This window comes from Paenibacillus pectinilyticus, from assembly GCF_001700435.1.
In the GTDB taxonomy this organism is placed as follows: domain Bacteria; phylum Bacillota; class Bacilli; order Paenibacillales; family NBRC-103111; genus Paenibacillus_E; species Paenibacillus_E pectinilyticus.
On record NZ_LYPC01000025.1, the window covers coordinates 130,425 to 150,978 of the forward strand.

A 20,554-nucleotide genomic window follows, 5' to 3' on the forward strand; every position below is an offset into this window, starting at 1 on the left:
GAACTTATAAGACCATTGGGAGCACTTTTTCCTGATGGTTTTTCAAATTGTGGATAAGTTGTTGGCAAAGTGTGCATAATCTCCTAATTTATCCACACTGCGCACATTCGTATGTGCATAACTAGAAAGGTACTAACAGAATTTGCCTTCGCACTCTTGAATTTGGGATAATGATGAAGTTGAGCTGAAGTGGATGCGGAAGTGCTTACTACACTTTTATGCACGTCTTGCGTAAAATTGATGCATATTGTGTATATAAGACAATGTAGTCTGACTATTCAGATAACTATAAATTCGTCGATTTATGCGGATAAAAGCCTTGAAATGACTTGCTGGGAAGCGATTTTGGCCGCACGCGACTTGCAAAAAAATTCGTTGAATTATTATGTATACGAATGTATAATAATACATATATTTTCGGAACATCGGGAGGGCATGGATATGAATCAAAGTATAAGAGCGGCTATTATTGGAGCTACAGGATACGGTGGTGCGGAGTTGATTCGTCTTTTGCAGGCGCATCCACTCGTTCACATCACATCCGTGATATCAACATCGAATGCGGGAGCGCCTTTGGCGGAGCATTTTCCACATTTGCAGGAAATCGTTGTGGATATCCTTGATGTCCTCGATGTTGAGCTGATTGCTGGCAAAGCAGACGTTGTGTTCTTGGCAACACCAGCTGGCGTAAGTGCAGAACTTTCACCTAAGCTATTGGCTGCGGGCCTGAAAGTTATTGATATTTCGGGGGATTTGAGATTGAAGTCCGCTAGCGACTATGAAAAATGGTACAAAAAACCTGCCGCTTCGGAAGAAGCTTTGGCTCGTTCGATCTATGGTCTTTCCGAAGTGTTCGGCGACGAAGTAAAGGGCAGCGATCTGATCGCTAACCCAGGCTGTTATCCAACAGCATCGTTGCTAGGTCTTATTCCTGCGGTTGAAGCGGGATGGATCGATCCGTCGACGATTATTATTGATGCCAAATCCGGTGTATCCGGTTCGGGTCGTGGTTTGAGCTTAGGCGCGCACTACTCCGAAGTGAATGAGAATTTCTCGGCTTACAAAATAAATAAGCACCAACACATCCCGGAAATTGAGCAAGCGCTGAGCCGCATTGCAGGGAAACCGGTTGTGACGACGTTCACGACGCACCTTGTGCCAATGACGCGTGGGATTATGGCGACGATGTATGCAACGCTAACGGGTGAGCATACGGCTGAGGAGTTCATCGAGAAGTATCGCCAGTACTATGAAGGCCGCAAATTCGTGCGGATTCGCCCGCTAGGGAAATATCCTTCAACGAAAGAAGTAACAGGCTCGAATTACTGCGATATCGGCTTCGCTGTGGATGAGCGCACAAAGCGTGTAACGATCGTGTCGGTCATCGACAATGTCGTGAAAGGCGCTGCAGGCCAAGCGATTCAGAATTTAAATATTATGCAAGGCTGGGACGAGACGACAGGTTTGTTGTTCGCACCGGTATATCCATAATTAGAAGATAAGGATAGGTGAGAGAACGACCATGTCGGATCAAGTTAGCTTTACTGTTGTGCCAGAGGGCACAGTAACAACACCGAAGGGCTTTCGTGCAGGCGGACTGCACTGCGGATTAAAGAAAACGGAGCGCTACGATCTTGGCGCGATCCTTTGTGATGTACCAGCATCAGCGGCAGGCGTGTACACGCTGAATGCGTTCCAAGCGGCGCCACTGCGCGTGACGCAAGAAAGCATCGCCCACAGCGGCAAGCTGCAGGCGATGATCGTGAACAGCGGCAACGCCAACGCGTGCACGGGCCAGCAAGGCGAAGACGACGCTCGCGCGATGCGCGCGGCAAGTGCGAAGGCACTTGGCGTGGAAGAGCACCACGTCGGCGTGACGAGCACAGGCGTCATCGGCGAGCTTCTGCCGATGGGCAAAGTGCTGAGCGGCATCGAGCAACTGCCTGCGAAGTTAAAGCTGGACGGCGGCGAAGACTTCTGCCAGTCGATCCTGACAACGGATCTCGTGCAGAAGATGACGTGCGTCCGTGTTGTAGTTGGCGGCAAAGAGGTGCACATTGCCGGAGCGGCCAAAGGTTCGGGGATGATTCACCCGAACATGGCGACGATGCTCGGTTTCATGACAACCGACGTTGCGATTGAGAGCGAATACCTGCAGTTGTTGCTAAGCAGGATTACAGATAACACGTTCAACATGATCACTGTTGACGGAGATACAAGCACCAACGACATGGTCGTGGTGATGGCAAGCGGGCTTGCTGGCGGCGAATCCTTGCATCCGGGGCACCCGGATTGGGAAGCTTTCGCGGCAGGGTTCCAATACGTTGGCGAATACCTCGCCAAAGCGATTGCTCGCGACGGCGAAGGCGCGACGAAGCTGATCGAGACGACGGTTATCGGCGCGGAGAGCGACGATGCAGCGCGTAAGATCGTGAAGTCGATCATCGGATCGAGCCTCGTGAAATCAGCTGTATACGGTGCTGACGCGAACTGGGGCCGGATCATTGCGGCTGTCGGTTACTCCGGGCAGCCGGTGAACGTGAACACGGTCGATATTCGCCTGGGCGATATCGCAGTTTTGGAGCAGTCGCGTCCCGTGAAGTTCGACGAGGAAGCGGCACTGGCTTATTTGAAAACAGATACGATTCAAATTCACGTGAATTTACATATGGGCGAAGGCAAAGCAACGGGCTGGGGCTGCGATTTGACCTATGATTATGTGCGCATCAATGCGGCATATCGGACGTAAGGGGGAAAACAGCAGTGAAGAACAATTGCTTTGTGATGAAATGCGGAGGCAGCACGCTTGCGGCGCTGCCCACAAGTTTTTTTGAAGATATGCGTCAGCTTCAGGAGGAAGGCATCGTCACCGTGATCGTGCATGGCGGCGGTCCTGCGATATCGGACACGTTAGGGAAGTTAGGCATTGAGTCTGGTTTCGTGAATGGCTTGCGCGTAACTTCGGAGGCGGTGCTCGACGTGGTCGAGATGGTGCTATCCGGTCAGATTAATAAAGAAATCGTACGCCGGATTCAGCTAACGGGTGCGAAAGCACTTGGTTTGTCCGGTGTGGATGGACATTTGATCGAAGCGAAGCCTGTAGCAAACAGTCATGAAGTTGGTCTTGTAGGCGATGTGACGAAGGTGAACGCGGAGCTGATTCAAGGCATTGTTGGCATGGGCTACATTCCGGTTATTGCGCCGGTTGGTCTTGGCGCAGATGGCGGACAACGGTACAATATTAACGCCGATACGGCGGCTGGCGCTGTAGCTTCTCACCTCCTCGGTGTGGAGCAGATGGTTGTTGTGACAGACGTTCCCGGCATCATGAAGGTCGTGGATGGCGAGAAGCAAGTGCTCCCTGTCGTCAGCGTAGCAGAGATTGAAGAAATGATCACAAGTGGCGACATCTATGGCGGCATGATCCCGAAGGTTCGTGCAGCGATTGCTTGTATACAAGGGCAAGTGCAAGAAGTGGTTATCGTGAATGGTTCGGAACCGAACGTGTTGAGCAAGGTTTTGAAAGGCGAGGGCATTGGCACGCGCATTGTACGGTAATCCCCCATAAAGGAGTTGCTTGTTGATGATTCTAGCGAAGAAAGTTAGGCTGTTGCCAACGCCAGAACAACAGCATCAACTTTGGAAATCCGTTGGTACGGCAAGGTGGGCTTACAACTGGACCTTATCAAGACAGCGAGAAAATTATGAGAAAAGTGGAAAATTCTTATTTGATGGAGAATTGAGAAAAGAACTAACAGTCTTAAAGCAGACAGAAGAATATTTTTGGCTATATGAAGTGTCTAATAATGTTGTAAAGCAAGCAGTAAAAGATGCATGTGATGCGTTTAAACGTTTTTTCAAGAAACAAGCGAGTTTCCCACAGTTTAAGAGTAAACGAAAGTCTAAACCTGCTTTTTACAATGACAATGTAAAATTGAAAATCAAAGATGATCTTGTGTTGATTGAGAAAGTAGGCTGGGTAGAAACGGTGGAATCACTTCCAATGAACACAAATTACACTCAGCCGCGAGTGAGCTTTGATGGAAAGTACTGGTACTTGTCTGTGGGATTTGAAGAGAGGCTTACTAAGGTTGAACTTACGAATGTAGTACTTGGCATTGACGTTGGTGTAAAGGAATTTGCCGTTCGCTCAGATGGTATCAAGCATGAAAACATAAATAAGACCAAGACAGTACGCAAGACAAAGAAACGCCTTGGCAGGTTGCAACGGAGCGTTTCCCGTAAATATCAGAATAATAAGGAGGGAAGCCGTTTCGTCAAGACGAGCAACATTATAAAACAGGAAAAACAAATACGTTTGCTACATCGGAAGTTAGCTAACATTCGTAACAATCAAATTCACCAAGTAACAAATTCAATAGTGAAAACCAAACCGTTGAAGGTAGTTATTGAAAATTTGAATGTAAGCGGAATGATGAAGAACAAGCATCTATCTAAAGCTATAGCAGAGCAGAAGTTGCATGACTTTAAAGTAAAGTTATTCTACAAGTGTGAGAAGTATGGAATTGAACTTGTGGAAGCTGATAGGTGGTATCCTTCTTCTAAATTATGTTCCCGTTGTGGAGCATTGAAGAAAAACTTAAAACTATCTGAGCGAACTTACAACTGCTCTTGTGGATTACGTATAGATAGGGACTTGAATGCTTCGATCAATCTTGCGAATTACGGGTTACAATTAGCGATCTAACACTTACTTGTTAACGCTAATATGTAGGACGCGTTGCATCCGAATTTACGCCTGTGGAGTGTCATACCAAACGAGAGTAGCTTTGGCAAAATCGGACACATTGAAACAGGAAGCAAACAAAACTTATAATCTAATATTTGTTTTATACCTTTTTATAAGTTCTTGGCAACGGGAATGTACATGACAGAACAAGGAAAAAGCTCGTTGTTTCCAACCTACGCCAGATATCCGATTACGCTAGTGAAAGGTGAAGGCAGCCGACTGTGGGATGACACAGGCAAGGAATACATCGACATGATGAGCGGAATCGCTGTAGCAGCGCTTGGGCATGCACCACAAGGAGTTAAAGAGAAATTGATCGAGCAATTGGATCAACTTTGGCATGTGGGTAACTTATTTCATATTCCGAATCAGGAAAAGTTGGCTGGTTTGTTGACAGACAATAGCTGTGCGGATGCTGTGTTTTTCTGTTCCACAGGTGCGGAAGCGAATGAGGCGGCGATCAAAATCGCACGCCGCTACTCGCAAAAAGTGCTGAACAACGGGCGCTACGAGATTATCACGTTCAACATGTCCTTCCATGGGCGCACGATTGCTACATTAACCGCTACCGGTCAGGACAAAGTAAAGGAAGGTTTCCTTCCGCTTCCTGAAGGCTTCGTATATGCGGACTATAACGATATCGAGTCCGTTCGCAGCCTCGTGAACGATCGTACGTGTGCCGTTATGCTGGAATTCGTACAAGGCGAAGGCGGTGTATTGCCGGCGGATCCAACATTCGTGAAGCAGCTTGCTGAGCTGTGCAAAGAGCATAATCTGCTCTTGATCGCGGATGAAATCCAGACGGGTGTAGGCCGTACGGGTAAACTATTTGCCTACGAGCATTATGGCGTAGAGCCGGACATTTTCACATTGGCCAAAGGTCTTGGCGGTGGCTTCCCGATTGGTGCTATGCTGAGCAAAGGCTACTTGGCTGAAGCGTTCAGCGCAGGCAGTCACGGTTCAACGTTCGGTGGGACTCCGATTGCAACCGCAGCGGCTCATGCGACGTTAAGCACCATTCTTGATAACCACTTATCGGAACGTGCGGCTGAGCTTGGTGAGTACACGGTTAAGAAGTTGGAAAGCAAGCTGGCGGGCAATCCGTTAGTGAAAAGCATTCGTGGCATTGGCCTGCTCATTGGTATTGAATGTGCACAGCCAAGTGCCGAAATCATTAGCGAGATCCACAAGCAAGGCGTGTTAGTTATTCCAGCAGGACCTAACGTGATTCGTTTGGTGCCGGCGTTAACGATACCGCAAGAAGATTTGGATCAGGCGTTAGAAGTCGTGTGCGGTGTCCTCTCCCAGAAGGCATCCACGATCAGCGGCGTCTAACCGAAGTTAACAGTAGAGAGGTTGGATCACATGAATAGCACGGTCAAGGAAGAACTGGCTGCCCAGTTGAAGGGCAAGGATTTTCTTGCTTTGGTTGATTATACAGCAGAAGAATTGGAATACCTGATTCAATATGCGATTGAGTTGAAACGCAAGCAGAAGGCGAGAGAGCCGCATGCTGTGCTAGCGGGCAAAACGCTGGGCATGATTTTCGAGAAGTCCTCCACGCGTACGCGTGTTTCCTTCGAAGTGGGGATGTACCAATTAGGCGGGCAAGCGCTGTTCCTGAGCAAAAATGATTTACAGCTGGGCCGCGGAGAGACGGTATGGGATACCGCTCAAACCCTTTCCCGTTACTTAGACGGAATCATGATTCGTACTTACGAGCACCGCAAGGTGATCGACTTGGCGCGCGGAGCGACAGTGCCTGTCATTAACGGCTTGACTGACCATGCACACCCTTGCCAAGTAATGGCTGATTATCAGACCGTTTTGGAGAAAAAAGGCCGCTTGAAAGGCATCAAAGTCGCTTATATCGGCGATGGCAACAACATGGTACACTCCCTGATGATGGGAGCTAGCAAGCTTGGGATGGATTTCGCGATTGCTTCGCCAGAGGGCTATGAGGCTGGGAAAGAAGTGATTCGTCAATCCAAGGAAAATGCGGCTGAAACAGGCGGAAGCCTGCTTGTTACGCGTGATCCGCGCGAAGCGATTGAAAATGCCGACATCATCTATACCGATGTATGGGCGAGCATGGGGCAAGAAGCGGAGCAGAAAGAGCGGGAAATCGCGTTCAAAAACTATCAAGTCAATGAAGCTTTGGTGAAATATGCGAAGCAGGATTACCTATTCATGCACTGCTTGCCTGCACACCGCGGGGAAGAAGTGAGCGAAGGCGTCATAGACGGCGCGCATTCCATTATTTTCGACCAAGCAGAGAATCGTCTTCATGCGCAAAAGGCCATCATGGCCGCGACAATGATATAAATTTCAATTGAGAGTGTAGAAACGGAGCGAAGAGTAGACATGGCTAAGGAAAAAATCGTACTCGCTTATTCAGGCGGCTTGGATACATCAGTTATCCTCAAATGGTTAAAAGAAACTTACGACGCAGAAATCATTGCATTCACAGCGGATATTGGGCAAAAGGATGAGTTGGACGGCTTGGAAGAAAAAGCCCTTGCAACCGGCGCTTCCAAAATCTACATCGACGACCTTCGCGCTGAGTTCGCGAAAGATTTCATCAACCCGATGTTCCAAGCGGGTGCGCTCTATGAAGGGCAATACCTGCTCGGCACGAGCATTGCGCGTCCTTTGATCGCGAAGCGTATGGTTGAGATCGCTCGCGCTGAAGGCGCAACAGCCATTGCACACGGTGCAACGGGTAAAGGGAACGACCAAGTGCGTTTCGAACTTACAGCAGCGGCGCTTGCGCCTGAGCTGTCCGTAATCGCGCCTTGGCGTTTGGAGCAGTTCCGCGAGGAGTTCCCAGGGCGCGCAGAGATGATCGCTTACGCGGAGAAGCATAACATTCCGGTAACGGCATCCGCAGCGAAGCCTTATTCGACTGACCGCAACTTGCTGCATATCTCCTTCGAGAGCGGCATGTTGGAAGATCCTTGGTTCGATGCAGCAGCTGACGACAACAAAGGCATGTACGTGCTGAGCGTTGCGCCAGAAGATGCACCAGATCAAGCGGAGTACATCGAGCTTGAGTTCGCGGCTGGTGATTGCGTAGCGATCAACGGAACGAAGCTTTCCCCACTAGAAGTGATGGAAACATTGAACGAGATCGGTGGCAAACACGGGATTGGCCGTGTAGACATGGTTGAGAACCGTTTCGTCGGCATGAAGAGCCGCGGCGTGTACGAGACTCCGGGCGGTACAATTCTTTTCACCGCTCACCGTAAAATGGAATCCCTCACGATGGACCGCGACGTTATGCACCTTCGTGATTCTTTAATCACGAAATATGCATCCCTTGTATACAACGGCTTCTGGTTTGCGCCTGAGCGTCTAGCAATTCAAGCGCTTGTGTCCGAGAGCCAAAAGAACGTATCGGGTACGGTTCGTTTGAAACTGTACAAAGGTAACGTAATGGGCGCTGGCGTGAAAAGCCCAGTATCCCTATACAACCCGGATATCGCAACAATGGAAGCTGATCCAACGAAGGCTTACGATCAAGGCGATGCAACAGGCTTTATCCGCTTGAATGCGCTGCGCTTGAAAGTCGGTTCCGGCGTGGAACAAAACGCGAAAAAGTAATTGTATAGCTGCTCAGCCGTGGGCTTTCCCTTCGTGGAAAGCCTTTGGGCTGTCCAAATAAAGAATAAAGATGTTTCACAGGATACGTCACTATATAGCTGGACAAAAGGGTCCGTTCAAGAAGGACGGCAGAGAATTTGTTTTATCTGTGTGGTTGAGGTGTCTGATAAGCATGTTGAAAGTGTTTATTTGCTCATAAGCCTGACTTATAGTCGACAGCTGTGAGGTAGGTTAATACGAGAGGGGTCATGCACGGTGTCTAAGCTTTGGGGTGGACGTTTCACAAAACAAACCGACCAATTGGTCGAAGAATATACCGCATCCATTACATTCGACAAAGAGCTTGCCGAGGAAGATATTGAAGGCAGCTTGGCGCACGTGACGATGCTGGGCAAATGTGGGATTCTTCCTGCAGATGATGTGGAGAAAATTAAAGACGGCTTGCTGCAAGTACAAGCTATGATTCGCCGTGGCGAGCTAGAGTACACGATTCAGAATGAAGATATTCATATGAATATCGAGAAAACCCTGATTGACCTGATCGGACCTGTTGGCGGTAAGCTGCACACGGGTCGCAGCCGTAACGATCAGGTAGCGACAGACATGCATCTCTACCTGCGCAAGCGCGTGGTTGAGTTCGTTGGCTTGCTGATCAAGCTGCAAGAAGCGCTGCTTGAGAAGGCAAAGGCTAATCTCGATACGATTATCCCAGGGTATACGCATCTGCAGCGTGCACAGCCAATCTTGTTCGCGCACCATCTGATGGCCTACGTCAGCATGTTCCAGCGTGACCTTGAGCGCTTGCAGGACAGCTACAAGCGCGTAGACATGCTGCCGCTCGGCGCTGGCGCGCTCGCGGGCACGACCTTCCCGATCGACCGCCATTTCGTGGCGGAGCAGCTCGGGTTCGGACGCGTGTACGAGAACTCCTTAGACGCGGTCAGCGACCGCGATTTCATCCTGGAGTTCCTCTCGAACGCGTCCATGATCATGATGCACCTTTCTCGCTTCAGCGAGGAAATGGTGCTCTGGTCTTCGACCGAGTTCGCGTTCATCGAACTCGATGATGCGTTCTGTACCGGCAGCTCGATCATGCCGCAGAAGAAGAACCCGGACGTAGCGGAGCTCGTCCGTGGTAAGACAGGCCGCGTCTATGGCAACTTGTTCGGTCTGATGACCGTACTTAAGTCGCTGCCGTTGGCGTACAACAAGGACATGCAGGAAGACAAAGAAGGCATGTTTGATACGGTCCGTACCCTGCAAGGTGCGCTGCAATTGTTTGCACCGATGGTGTCCACGATGAAAGTGAACACGGAGCGCATGCGCCAAGCCGTGAACCAGGATTTCTCGAACGCGACGGATATCGCGGACTACCTGGTGAACAAAGGTCTTCCGTTCCGCCAAGCGCACGAAGTCATCGGCAAGACGGTTCTGTATTGCATCCAGAACAAAAAATACCTGCTCGATATGAGCATCGAGGAGTTCAAAACGTTCTCCACGCTGTTCGAGTCCGATATTTATGCGGTACTTCAACCTGAGCAAGTCGTGAATGCGCGTAATGTCTACGGCGGTACAGCGAGCAATCAAGTGAGCGAGGCCATAGGCCGTGCGGAGCAAGTGCTGGCAGAATCGCAGGCGTGGCTGCAGGACTTTTTAGAAAAAAGTAAATAGGTTATATGATATTGGCATAGATAATTACTCCAAGAAGAAGCTCTTCCCATCATCTCTAAGATGTGTGGGTAGAGCTTTTTTGTCGTATTCGGGTGCGTTCGACAAAATATTACAATTTAAGTAAGATTACGTTTGTTTTCGTCTATTTTATTACCGCAAATCGACATTTCAACATCACGCAGCATGATATATATGGTAAAATACTACATATACAAGACGCGTTAAGAGCAAGGATTGGAATGAGGTGCAGAGATGGAAAAAGGTTGGCTGCAAAGCGCTAATTTTCTAATTATCGACGATCAAGAATACAATATCAGCTTGTTAGAGCGAATACTGAGTCGTGCGGGTTTTGTGAATTTAACCTGCACAACGGATCCCAAACAACTAGAGTCGCTTTTTTACGAGGTTAAGCCGGATATCATTTTACTAGATTTACATATGCCTGAAATGGATGGATTCGCAGCGCTGAAGCTGCTCCGGGAGCGGGTGGAGGAGAGTCACTTTCTACCGATCTTAGTACTAACAGCCGATGTCACGCAGGAGGCTAAGAAGGAAGCGCTGCATCTGGGCGCGCATGATTTTCTTACGAAGCCTTTGGATAAATCGGAAGTCGTGTTACGAATCAATAACTTACTGAAGACACGCTTCTATCACAAGCAGATGCAAGAGCAGAATCAACTCTTAGAGCAGCGCGTACAGGAACGGACAGCTAAGCTGGAGAAGGCCAAGCTGGAAATCTTGCAATTACTGGGGCGTACCTCTGAATTTCGAGATGATCAGACGGGACAGCACACGCAGCGTGTAGGTCAAATGGCGAAGGCAATTGCTGTGTCACTAGGGCTGCCAGAGCATGAGGCAGAGCTCATCGAGCGGGCCACGCCTTTACATGATTTGGGGAAGCTCGGCATTCCGGATGATATTTTATTGAAACCGGGCAGGTTCACGCCAGAAGAATTCGAGCACATGAAGACGCACACCACGATCGGGGCTAGCATTCTTGAAGGGAGTCAGTTCCCTGATCTACAATTGGCGCATACGATTGCTTTGACACACCATGAGAAATGGGATGGCACCGGGTACCCGAACGGACTGAGTGGCGAAGATATTCCACTGGCAGGTCGCATTGTGGCCATCGCTGACTTCTATGATGCGTTGACGCATGAACGGCCTTATAAACGAGCGTGGACGACAGAGGAAGCGTTGACGGAAATTCAGAAGCAGCGGGGCCTTCATTTTGACCCCCGAGTTGTGGATGCTTTCCTGAATATCATTCAAGAGAACATGATTTCAAAATAGAAATGGGAGCGTGTTGGTATGAAAGGCATGGTATTTACCTCTTTTCTCGAAATGGTCGAAAATAAATTTTCTCTTGGTGTTGTGGATCACATCATAGAAAGCTCTGACCTGCCTTCAGGCGGTAGTTATACCTCAGTAGGTACCTATGATCATCATGAAATGATTCAGCTCATCGTACAGCTAAGCCAACGGACAAGCATTCCCGTGACAGACTTGATCATTACTTTCGGTGAATATTTATTCACACAGCTCATTGAACTCCACCCGCAATTTCTGCAAGAGAACAGCACAGTATTCAGCTTTTTGAAAAAAGTAGACAGTTACATTCACGTAGAGGTTCGTAAACTTTACCCTGGCGCGGAGCTGCCTGCATTCGAATATGATACATCGGTAGCTGGAACGCTCATCATGACGTATCGGTCTTCACGGCCTTTTGCAGATCTGGCTGAAGGGCTGATCAATGGGTGCATTCAGTATTATGGCGAGCCAATTACCATGGTGCGCGAGAATTTGGAGGAAGGAACCGCAGCCCGGTTTATCCTAACGAGTGCGGACGTGAAATAGATGGAAGAAGTGCAAGAAATAGATGTACTTCGCAGGCAGCTGGCACGGGAGAAGAAGGCGCGGAAGGAAGCCGAATTAATTGCCGAGCAGAAAACGCGGGAAATATATTACGTGAATCAAGAGCTGCGACAGTTAAACGATGGGCTGGAAGAATTAGTGAAAGAACGGACGGCAGAGCTATCCAAAGCGCGCGATGAAGCGATTGAAGCCAACCAGATCAAAAGCCAGTTTCTTGCGAATATGAGCCATGAGCTGCGAACACCGCTGAACGCCATCATTGGATATAGCGAGATGCTCAAGGAAGATGCGGAAGATATGAATGAGCCGGCTTTTGCAGACGATTTGAGTAAGATTCATAACGCTGGCAAGCATCTATTAACCCTGATCAATGACATTCTGGATCTGTCTAAGATCGAAGCGGGTAAGATGGATCTATATTTGGAAGTGTGTGATATTCCAACGTTGATTCGCGATGTACTGACGACGGTCACTCCACTCGTGGAGTCTGGGGGTAATCGTTTGGAGCTCGTCTTCCCTGAGGGAGAGATAAGAACGGACATTACGAAGCTGATGCAGGTGCTGTTCAATTTGTTGAGCAATGCTGGCAAGTTTACGAAAGATGGAACGATCTGGCTTACCGCTGGCTATGAAATGGTCAATCGGCAATCTGGCATTAGCTTTAGCATTCGCGATACCGGTATCGGTATGACATCTGAGCAAATGGCTCATTTGTTTCAAGCGTTTAAGCAGGCGGATTCTTCAACCACGAGGAAGTACGGCGGCACAGGGCTTGGACTTGCGATCTCTCAGAGGCTGTGTCAAATGATGGGCGGTCATATAACTGTCGATAGTGTCTATGGGAAAGGTACCACGTTTACGGCATGGTTACCCTTGCAGGAACAACGAACAGAGGAGAGCAATGACACGGCTCCCATGGAAAGTGATCCAGCCACAGTAGAGATGAACCGTACGGTTTTGGTCATTGATGATGACCCTGCTGTGCTGCAGTTAATGCAGCGTTTCCTGAGTAAAGAAGGCTGTACCGTTGCTCTGGCTCAAAATGGGGAAGAAGGCATTCGACTCGCCAGAGAGCTGCGCCCGACATTGATCTCTTTGGATGTACTCATGCCGGGTATGGACGGCTGGGCTGTTCTGACCACGCTCAAGAATGATCCGGTGCTCTCCGGCATTCCCGTTATCATGATGTCGATGACCGATGATAAGAATATGGGTTATTCTCTTGGTGCGGCAGAGTTTTTGACAAAGCCGGTGTATATCGAGAAGTTGATTTCTGTGTTGGATAAGCACATCCCTGAACGGCAAAATAACGCGGTCCTCGTCATTGAAGATGATCTGACAACCAGTCATATGATGACCCAAATGTTGGAGAGAGAAGGCTTTAAGGTTACCAAAGCAAAGGATGGGCGCGCAGCCTTGAACACGATGTCACAAGCGCTGCCGCAATTGATCCTGCTTGATTTAATGATGCCGGGTATGGATGGCTTCGAGTTCGTGACGGAGCTGCGTAAGCGCGAAGCATGGCGATGGATTCCGATTGTTGTCGTGACGGCGAAGGACATTTCGTCAGAGGATCGTTTGCGGCTGAACGGCTATGTGAAAAACATTATCCAAAAAGGAAGCTTTAAGCGAGAGACGCTGCTGCAAGAAATCCGCAGCCTGATGGCAGGTTCACTGCATGACACGAGCCACGAAGGGCAGGCTTATATCCGGAGCAAAGAGGAAGCGAACGAGGATGCATAAGATTTTATTGGTCGAAGATAACGAAATGAACCGCGACATGTTATCCCGCCGTTTATTGCGTAAAGGCTTTGAAGTCATCATGGCTGTGGACGGTCAGCAAGGCGTCGATGCAGCCAGATTGGAAGCGCCGAGCCTTATCCTTATGGATATGAGCTTGCCTGTTATGGACGGGTGGCAGGCCACCCGTTTGCTTAAAGCAGCGCCAGAGACGCGCGGTATTCCGATTATCGCGCTCACGGCTCATGCGATGGCAACAGATCGGCAGATGGCCTTCGAGGCAGGATGCGATGATTTCGATACGAAACCGATCGATTGGAATCGGCTGCTGGATAAAATTCAGACCTTTTTGACATAGCAAAACGGCTCACTCGCAACGATGCGAATGAAGCCGTTTTTTCTTTTGAGATCCTCACGAACTAGTTTCTCTAGCGCGTTTTCACCTCGACATAACCTGTATCTGTGCGTGCTGTGATTTTTTTGCTGCCAGTGCCGATGGAGCCTTTAGCCGAATTATGACCTGTCTTTTCAACCGTCACGCCTGGGATTTGAAGGCTGGCGCTTCCTGTATCTGAGCTTAGATCAAAGCTGGTATCCGTAATAGAAGGGTCTACCTGAAGGCGAATGCTGCCTGTGTCGGCTTGCAGTGAAACTGTATCACCAACATCACGAAGAGATGCCGTGATACCACCTGTATCGGTTTTGATTTTTATATTACCTTGCCCATCGTTTACGTGTACGCCGCCAGTGTCGGTTTGAAGTGTGAGTTGCTTGCCTTCATAATGGTCAATTGTGATACTACCCGTATCCGTCGTTGCGGTGAGCTTTTCAGCTTTCACATCTTTGAAGGTAATGCCTCCTGTATCTGTCGAAACCGTAACCGCCTTAAACAGCTTATCTGGGAGGCTAACTTCCGTACGCAGACCGAAACGTTGACCGCTTAGTAAGCTTTTTAGCTGAGTAAGATCAAAGCCAAAATGGACGCGATTTTTATTGTTCTTGCACACATCGACTCGCCACACATTAGATCCTTCTGTCGTTGCTTCGACGGTGCAGTTCTTCGCATCCTTGTCGAGGGAGGCACCTTTCAAATGCACGCTAATTTCATCGGAATCGCTTCGAACGAACGTAACACCAGAAATATCATTTTCAATGATCAGGGTATCGATACTGGCGGCGGCAATCTTTTTCTCAATATCAATGTTCGCAGCGCCTGCGTCCAAATCCAAGGATTGGAAGGAAACGGCAGCACCAATCAAGCCAACAGCAAGGCAGATAAAGCCAGTTACCAAGAAGAATTTCACTTTACGTTGCATGGCTTAAACCCCCTTAATCAGCTTGGCATTGAATTGGATGTACGCCCGGCTGAGTTTGAAAAACATTTTGAGCAACCACGAGCTAAGCGTCGTTATAATGATCCCTAAGCCGAAGCAGGCTAGCAGGGAAAAGGAGATGAACTGAAAGTCACTGCCCGTCGTTCCGGCTAGACTAGTAAGCACGCCAATAACAGGGGCGATCAGAAGCGCGAAGCCTGCTACGAAGAAGCCAATTAAAGCCGCGCAAATACCTAACCAAGGCCCGAGGACGAACAAGAGATTAAAGAAACCTAGCATAATGGAGATAATAATCGCTTTAATTCCCGTGTCAGGCTTAGTGGGATAAGGGTTGGGATAGGGTGCGTTATACACAGGCGGGTAATTCGGGTTTGGCGCTTGCGTATAAGTTGGCGGTTCCCACGCGTCAGGAGCTGGTGCAGGAATCTTGGGCCCCATGGAGGGCTCAGGCTGCTTAACGTACGTGTTCACTGGCACTTCTTCTTCCGTATCGACATGAAGATCACTAGCCGCACCCGTAGGTGGTTTTGAGTCTTCTTTCATTAGGTTTGGTGTGCTTTTAAAAGCTTTCTCTTGCACGGGAGGTGCAGGTGGTACAGGTGGTGCGGAGGGAGTTTCTTTCTGTGCATCCCAGTTCGGTACCCGCGGGTAGCCAAGAGAGAGGGCAACCTCGTCTTCATGCTTCCCATTTTCAACGGCTTTTTGAAATAATTCTTCGTAAACTTTTAGTATATTTTGGCGTTCCTTTTCAGGAAGTCCGCGCAGGCGATAGTTTAATTCGTTGAAATAATCCGCTTTACTCATCGTTGTGCCTCCTTCATTGCTCTTTTGATAGTCTTATCATAAAAGAAAAAAGTCATAATGACGTAGTAACTACAGTCACATGACCTTCACTTTTTCATCACATTTATCAGGTATCATTGGGCAGCTAGTGTACTCACGCCATCTTCGACCATGGGCTGCTTTGGTGCAGGAGCAGGAGATTTGATATCGCTGCGGTTGGCGGCAATGACGGTAGGCACCGGCGAATATTGGTCCTTGGAGATTAATTCTCGGCTGACGATGATCCCGTTCTCTCGTTTCGTTCTATAGGTTTCGACTTTATACCCAACCTTGCCCTTGCTGATCGGGCGCTCTGTGCCTAGGCGCAGGCTTGGATTGTTCACATAGGTAACAGGTGGTTGAATAGTTTCCACAATGTTGGAGTTCACATCATAGGTAATGGCAGGGGTCTGATGCCCAAAAAGCTTCACCGTCACTGCAGAATCCGTTGTGATCGTCTGAATCCACACATAGCTTCCTGTTGTATTACGGAATTTGAAGTTAATGTAGCCGTTCGCGAAAGTCGCATCCTGTCCGAGCGGCACATAACTCACAGGAAGCGAGTGATTCCGCCGTTCGACAATTTCCAGACCGCTGCGCAGGACAGCGTTATACAGCGTCGTAGACACTTGGCAGATGCCGCCGCCGATCCCGGGAACGAGGGTGCCATTTAGAATAACAGGTGCTTCCTTATAGCCGAACTTGGCTTCGGTTTGCTCGATGATTTTACTGTAATCGAAAGTGTCACCTGGTGCCATTAAATAGTCTTGAATGGTGGAAGCCGTTACGCGTATATTGTGAACCCGTCCTTCCCCAGATGAAGGGAACGAGGTCGTAAATTCAGAAATTTTGCCATCGATGCCTTGCTGCTTCAAGGTTGCCATTGTAACAGTCGGACTCTGCTCGAACACAGGTAGGGACAAATGAATAGGCGCGGCATGTGTGAGGGTACCCAGTGTAGGCGCGACACCTTGCAGTTGCTCCTGCAGATGCACGGTATCAATCCGTAAGGCATTCTTCTCGGGTTCGTAGGTGACCTGATCCTGTTTAAGGAGTCGCTTCGCGGCAACGGGTTGTTTCGCGTAGAGATCGTTCCAGGTTGTTTTTACCGTGGCCGTTAACTTGTTCGGGTCTACGGAAACGTTCAATGGAATATGAGCATTGCGAAGCTCCCAGCGTGCTTTTATCCGCTCGAAGGGGGAGCCACTAGTCAGCGGTGCAAGTGATTGGTTGAGAGCATCCTTGTCATAACGAACACCTAGCTGCCCCAAGGGTAGCTGTTTGTTTGGAATTTCAGCATAGGAGGTTTGCATCAGAATGGGAAAAGCAGAGAGCTGCTGCAACCGTTGCTCCAATTCGGTCTGAAATGTGGCATAGGACATGCCGCCGACTCGCCAACCCCCAATGGTCACATTAGGCGAAAAAGTGGTCTGCATCCCGTACATATAGAGGGCAATACCGCACGTGCCCAACAGGCCGAGTACGACCGAAGATGAGAGGATTAGGTTCTTGAATGGGCGTGTCATGAACAGCCACTCCTTTACATACGAATGAGATACGGCCTGTCTCCTTATATGTATCAAGTTCCCTGCCAATTTAGTACATAATCCTTTTTCGGCTAAAAAATGTACGAACCATGGTATAATGACGGTATTCTCCACGATTTTCAAAGAGGATTTAGCAGGAATTTCACCTTTTGTGTCGAATGGATATAGGCTATCTATATAATTAGGATGTGATATTGTGATCGAAATGCAGGACGTATGGAAAACATACGCCAACGGAACGCATGCATTAAGAGGAATTAATGTAAAAGTGGACCGTAATGAATTTGTCTATGTTGTTGGACCTTCCGGCGCAGGGAAATCTACTTTCATGAAGTTGATGTATAGAGAAGAACGACCAACCAAAGGTCAGATTTTCGTAAATGGTTTCAATTTAGAAAAGCTCAAACAACGTAAAATTCCCTACGTGCGTCGAAATATCGGTGTTATTTTCCAAGATTATCGTTTACTTCCGAAATTAACTATTTTTGAAAATATCGCATTTGCTATGGAAGTTATTGAAGCTCCGAAGAAGCAAATCAAGAAACGGACCATGGAAGTGCTCGAGCTCGTTAAGCTAAAAGATAAGGCTAACTCACTCCCGTCGCAGTTATCCGGGGGCGAACAGCAGCGCGTTGCTATTGCCCGGGCAATAATCAACAACCCATCCGTCATTATCGCCGATGAACCGACAGGAAATTTGGATCCGGAAACATCATGGGGAATTATGAAATTGATGGAGGAAATTAATTTCCGCGGTACGACCATTGTCATGGCTACGCATAACAAAGAAATCGTAAATACGATGCGTAAGCGCGTTATTGCGATTGAGAACGGCCTTATTGCTCGCGATCAATTACGGGGGGAATATGGCTATGAAGATTAGCACAGTTACACGGCATTTGCGTGAAGGTCTGAAAAATGTCGTGCGCAATGGCTGGATGACGTTCGCGTCGATTAGCTCCATCGCTATCTCCTTGTTTATTCTCGGTCTTTTCGTCCTTATTACATTAAATGTCAATGATGTGGCTACTCAAATTGAACAGCAAGTCGAGATCAACGTGTACCTTGAGGTAAATACCGTACAGGACCAAATCGACCAGTTACAAACGCAGATACAAGCGATCCCTGAGGTCAAAACGATTAAATTCGTTTCGAAGGCCGACGGTCTAGTCTACTTACGTCAGAAGCTTGGCGATAGCGGAAAGGCGCTCTTAGATGGATTTGAAGGCGATAACAATCCTCTGAACGATGCGTTTACGGTTGAAGTAGACGATCCGCGGAATGTAGCGATTGTAGCTGATCAGATCTCAGCGTTAAATGTGGGCAAGGATCCTAAGCCGATTTACAAAGTGAATTATGGTAAGGGAACAGTTGAAGCCCTGTTTAAAGTGACGAAGATTGCTCGCTGGATCGGCATTGGCATTGTTGTTTTGCTGTCTTTTACAGCGGTATTCCTTATTGCGAATACGATCAAGATTACAATTTTAGCTAGAAAACGTGAAATTTCAATTATGAAGCTCGTCGGAGCGACGAATTCTTTCATCCGTTGGCCATTCTTCATTGAAGGTGCGCTGCTCGGATTTATTGGCTCGGCTGTCCCAACAGCGATTATTCTTGCGGGCTATTGGAAATTGCTCCATATCAGCTCGTTAAACTTGAATTTGATGATGATTCAGCTTACGCCGTTCGAACATATTGCCCCAACGATGACGGTTCTCCTTATCGGCTTGGGCATTGTAATAGGGGTATGGGGTTCCCTCATTTCGGTAAGGAAATTCCTTCGCGTATAGAGGAAACTTGTATAACCAGCTTAGATATGAAGTGAATGAAACTGGGGCAGAGTGTTCCTATGCCTCGTTTTCATCTTCTTTTTATTTTTTCATTTTCAAAGATTCATAGATTTATAGACATAGAACGTAATAGATTCAAACCATACATGGGGGCATCATCAGTTGAAGATGGGGAGGCTACATGCTTGAAGAAGAAGATTCTACCAGTAGTGTTGACACTCGGAATGGCGATGGCGCTTACTGTGCCTAATGCAGCGAGCTACGCGGCGTCGGCAACGGACAAGATCGATCAGCAGTTGACGCAGCTTAAGAAACAAAAGGCAGAAGCGCAGCAGAAGGCGAATAATGCTCAGAACCAGATCACGAAGGTGCAATCTGAGAAGGATCAGACGACCAAAGACATGAATTCTCTTGTTAATCAGGTCAATGAAGCTAGTAAAAAGCTAACGCAGCTCAACGAGCAAATTGACCAAGTGTCCGATAATTTGGAAGCGAATGCGAAGCAATTGGATGAAGCTGCCGCACGCGTGGATAGTCGCGACAATATGTTGAAATCACGTGTTCGCTTGATGTATATGAATGGATTTGTGTCCTACATGGACGTGGTGCTGAGCGCAACAAGCTTCTCCGATTTTTTAAATCGGATTGAAGCTTTGAAATCGATCGTGAATCAAGATAAAGAGATACTAGAGTCGAATAAAAAAGATAAAGAAATGGTTACGCAGAAGAAGGCCGAAACAGAGAAGCAGCTTGATAGTGTGAAGGCGCTTTATGCGGAAGCGGATGCACTAAGGGATGATCTGCAAGCGAAGGAAAAGGCGAAGGAAGTGAAGATTGCTTCACTGGCCAAGCAGGAGAGAGAGCTTGAAGACATTTCGGAAGAGAGCGATAAGCAGATTACGATGCTCGCGAAGCAAGAAGCGGATTTGCAAGCGAAGAAGCGGGCGGCGAGCAATACGAAGTCACCGTTTACGTACGCAGGCGGTAAGCTCGGCTATCCGTTGACGGTGCAAGCGCCGATCACGTCGGATTTTGTTTTCCGGATTAACCCTGTCACGGGCAAACCAGAGAACCATAAAGGTATCGACTTAGGTGCTCCCAAAGGAACACCGATTCTAGCGGCGGAGAATGGCTCCGTCATCTATGCGTCCTGGATGAATGGCTACGGGAACTGCGTCATTATTGACCATGGAAATGGGCTTTGGACGCTGTACGGCCATATCATGAATGACGGGATCTATGTCAAAGTCGGTGATGTCGTGAAACGCGGTGATAAAATCGCCGGCGTAGGCTCGACAGGTCAGGCAACCGGCAATCACTTGCATTTTGAAGTCAGGAAAAATGAAGTGCCTACCGATCCTAAACCGTTCTTGCGATAGGACAACTTAGTAATAAAAGAGGAAGGGCTTGTCATATACT

General features: G+C 48.3%; 18 protein-coding genes. 15 read left to right on the plus strand and 3 right to left on the minus strand.

What is annotated here, in order from left to right; genetic code table 11:
• Positions 1 to 441: 441 nt before the first annotated feature.
• The 12 genes from argC to A8709_RS20540 all read left to right on the plus strand — a co-directional run bounded on the left by argC (position 442) and on the right by A8709_RS20540 (position 14,000).
• Positions 442 to 1,491, plus strand: a complete 1,050-nt coding sequence (gene argC / locus A8709_RS20485) for an N-acetyl-gamma-glutamyl-phosphate reductase (RefSeq protein WP_065854592.1) — start codon at positions 442 to 444, stop codon at positions 1,489 to 1,491.
• A gap of 31 nt (positions 1,492 to 1,522) precedes the next feature.
• Positions 1,523 to 2,749, plus strand: coding sequence for a bifunctional glutamate N-acetyltransferase/amino-acid acetyltransferase ArgJ (gene argJ / locus A8709_RS20490; protein ID WP_065854594.1), 1,227 nt, complete (start codon positions 1,523 to 1,525; stop codon positions 2,747 to 2,749).
• A 35-nt stretch (positions 2,750 to 2,784) separates the two neighbouring features.
• Entirely contained in the window at positions 2,785 to 3,558 is a 774-nt protein-coding gene (argB, locus tag A8709_RS20495; protein ID WP_065854693.1) for an acetylglutamate kinase, read from the plus strand.
• A gap of 25 nt (positions 3,559 to 3,583) precedes the next feature.
• Positions 3,584 to 4,708, plus strand: coding sequence for an RNA-guided endonuclease InsQ/TnpB family protein (locus A8709_RS20500; RefSeq protein ID WP_065854596.1), 1,125 nt, complete (start codon positions 3,584 to 3,586; stop codon positions 4,706 to 4,708).
• A gap of 180 nt (positions 4,709 to 4,888) precedes the next feature.
• Entirely contained in the window at positions 4,889 to 6,085 is a 1,197-nt protein-coding gene (locus A8709_RS20505; protein WP_065854598.1) for an acetylornithine transaminase, read from the plus strand.
• Positions 6,086 to 6,115: 30 nt separating this feature from the next.
• Entirely contained in the window at positions 6,116 to 7,075 is a 960-nt protein-coding gene (gene argF / locus A8709_RS20510; protein ID WP_065854600.1) for an ornithine carbamoyltransferase, read from the plus strand.
• Between the two features lie 39 nt (positions 7,076 to 7,114).
• Complete coding sequence (locus A8709_RS20515; protein WP_065854602.1) at positions 7,115 to 8,353, plus strand: argininosuccinate synthase; 1,239 nt, start codon at positions 7,115 to 7,117, stop codon at positions 8,351 to 8,353.
• A gap of 255 nt (positions 8,354 to 8,608) precedes the next feature.
• Positions 8,609 to 10,024 (plus strand): argininosuccinate lyase, encoded by a 1,416-nt coding sequence (gene argH, locus A8709_RS20520; RefSeq protein ID WP_065854604.1) that lies wholly within the window; start codon positions 8,609 to 8,611, stop codon positions 10,022 to 10,024.
• 252 nt (positions 10,025 to 10,276) lie between these two features.
• A complete protein-coding gene (locus A8709_RS20525; protein WP_065854606.1) occupies positions 10,277 to 11,320 on the plus strand; it encodes an HD domain-containing phosphohydrolase in 1,044 nt (347 codons plus the stop codon).
• A gap of 27 nt (positions 11,321 to 11,347) precedes the next feature.
• Positions 11,348 to 11,884 carry a heme NO-binding domain-containing protein gene (locus tag A8709_RS20530; protein WP_279615887.1) on the plus strand — a complete coding sequence of 179 codons (537 nt, stop codon included), beginning with the start codon at positions 11,348 to 11,350 and terminating at the stop codon, positions 11,882 to 11,884.
• Positions 11,885 to 13,645, plus strand: a complete 1,761-nt coding sequence (locus A8709_RS20535; protein WP_065854611.1) for an ATP-binding response regulator — start codon at positions 11,885 to 11,887, stop codon at positions 13,643 to 13,645.
• Positions 13,638 to 14,000 (plus strand): response regulator, encoded by a 363-nt coding sequence (locus A8709_RS20540; RefSeq protein WP_065854613.1) that lies wholly within the window; start codon positions 13,638 to 13,640, stop codon positions 13,998 to 14,000. The genes A8709_RS20535 and A8709_RS20540 overlap by 8 nt, the downstream gene beginning before the upstream one ends.
• 70 nt (positions 14,001 to 14,070) lie before the next feature.
• On the opposite strand, the gene A8709_RS20545 is transcribed toward A8709_RS20540, so the two are convergent.
• From A8709_RS20545 to A8709_RS20555, 3 genes are all read right to left on the minus strand, one after another.
• Positions 14,071 to 14,958, minus strand: coding sequence for a DUF4097 family beta strand repeat-containing protein (locus tag A8709_RS20545; RefSeq protein WP_065854615.1), 888 nt, complete (start codon positions 14,956 to 14,958; stop codon positions 14,071 to 14,073).
• Between the two features lie 3 nt (positions 14,959 to 14,961).
• Entirely contained in the window at positions 14,962 to 15,780 is an 819-nt protein-coding gene (locus tag A8709_RS20550) for an HAAS signaling domain-containing protein (protein ID WP_065854617.1), read from the minus strand.
• Positions 15,781 to 15,893: 113 nt separating this feature from the next.
• Complete coding sequence (locus A8709_RS20555; RefSeq protein ID WP_065854619.1) at positions 15,894 to 17,324, minus strand: VanW family protein; 1,431 nt, start codon at positions 17,322 to 17,324, stop codon at positions 15,894 to 15,896.
• Between the two features lie 217 nt (positions 17,325 to 17,541).
• Between A8709_RS20555 and ftsE the strand changes: the two genes are divergently transcribed.
• The 3 genes from ftsE (at position 17,542) to A8709_RS20570 (ending at position 20,514) form a co-directional block, all read left to right on the plus strand.
• Positions 17,542 to 18,228 carry a cell division ATP-binding protein FtsE gene (gene ftsE, locus A8709_RS20560; protein ID WP_065854621.1) on the plus strand — a complete coding sequence of 229 codons (687 nt, stop codon included), beginning with the start codon at positions 17,542 to 17,544 and terminating at the stop codon, positions 18,226 to 18,228.
• Complete coding sequence (ftsX, locus tag A8709_RS20565) at positions 18,218 to 19,135, plus strand: permease-like cell division protein FtsX (RefSeq protein ID WP_065854623.1); 918 nt, start codon at positions 18,218 to 18,220, stop codon at positions 19,133 to 19,135. The genes ftsE and ftsX overlap by 11 nt, the downstream gene beginning before the upstream one ends.
• A 185-nt stretch (positions 19,136 to 19,320) precedes the next feature.
• Entirely contained in the window at positions 19,321 to 20,514 is a 1,194-nt protein-coding gene (locus A8709_RS20570; RefSeq protein ID WP_065854625.1) for a murein hydrolase activator EnvC family protein, read from the plus strand.
• Positions 20,515 to 20,554: the final 40 nt, after the last annotated feature.

What these genes read in the sequence shown, in the direction of transcription:
- argC (WP_065854592.1), top strand. Translation starts at nt 442, where the DNA reads ATGAATCAAAGTATAAGAGCGGCTATTATTGGAGCTACAGGATACGGT.
- A8709_RS20555 (WP_065854619.1), bottom strand. Translation starts at nt 17,324, where the DNA reads ATGACACGCCCATTCAAGAACCTAATCCTCTCATCTTCGGTCGTACTC.
- argF (WP_065854600.1), top strand. Translation starts at nt 6,116, where the DNA reads ATGAATAGCACGGTCAAGGAAGAACTGGCTGCCCAGTTGAAGGGCAAG.
- A8709_RS20540 (WP_065854613.1), top strand. Translation starts at nt 13,638, where the DNA reads ATGCATAAGATTTTATTGGTCGAAGATAACGAAATGAACCGCGACATG.
- A8709_RS20525 (WP_065854606.1), top strand. Translation starts at nt 10,277, where the DNA reads ATGGAAAAAGGTTGGCTGCAAAGCGCTAATTTTCTAATTATCGACGAT.
- ftsX (WP_065854623.1), top strand. Translation starts at nt 18,218, where the DNA reads ATGAAGATTAGCACAGTTACACGGCATTTGCGTGAAGGTCTGAAAAAT.
- argJ (WP_065854594.1), top strand. Translation starts at nt 1,523, where the DNA reads ATGTCGGATCAAGTTAGCTTTACTGTTGTGCCAGAGGGCACAGTAACA.
- A8709_RS20505 (WP_065854598.1), top strand. Translation starts at nt 4,889, where the DNA reads ATGACAGAACAAGGAAAAAGCTCGTTGTTTCCAACCTACGCCAGATAT.
- A8709_RS20515 (WP_065854602.1), top strand. Translation starts at nt 7,115, where the DNA reads ATGGCTAAGGAAAAAATCGTACTCGCTTATTCAGGCGGCTTGGATACA.
- A8709_RS20500 (WP_065854596.1), top strand. Translation starts at nt 3,584, where the DNA reads ATGATTCTAGCGAAGAAAGTTAGGCTGTTGCCAACGCCAGAACAACAG.
- argB (WP_065854693.1), top strand. Translation starts at nt 2,785, where the DNA reads ATGAAATGCGGAGGCAGCACGCTTGCGGCGCTGCCCACAAGTTTTTTT.
- A8709_RS20545 (WP_065854615.1), bottom strand. Translation starts at nt 14,958, where the DNA reads ATGCAACGTAAAGTGAAATTCTTCTTGGTAACTGGCTTTATCTGCCTT.
- A8709_RS20530 (WP_279615887.1), top strand. Translation starts at nt 11,348, where the DNA reads ATGGTATTTACCTCTTTTCTCGAAATGGTCGAAAATAAATTTTCTCTT.
- A8709_RS20535 (WP_065854611.1), top strand. Translation starts at nt 11,885, where the DNA reads ATGGAAGAAGTGCAAGAAATAGATGTACTTCGCAGGCAGCTGGCACGG.
- A8709_RS20550 (WP_065854617.1), bottom strand. Translation starts at nt 15,780, where the DNA reads ATGAGTAAAGCGGATTATTTCAACGAATTAAACTATCGCCTGCGCGGA.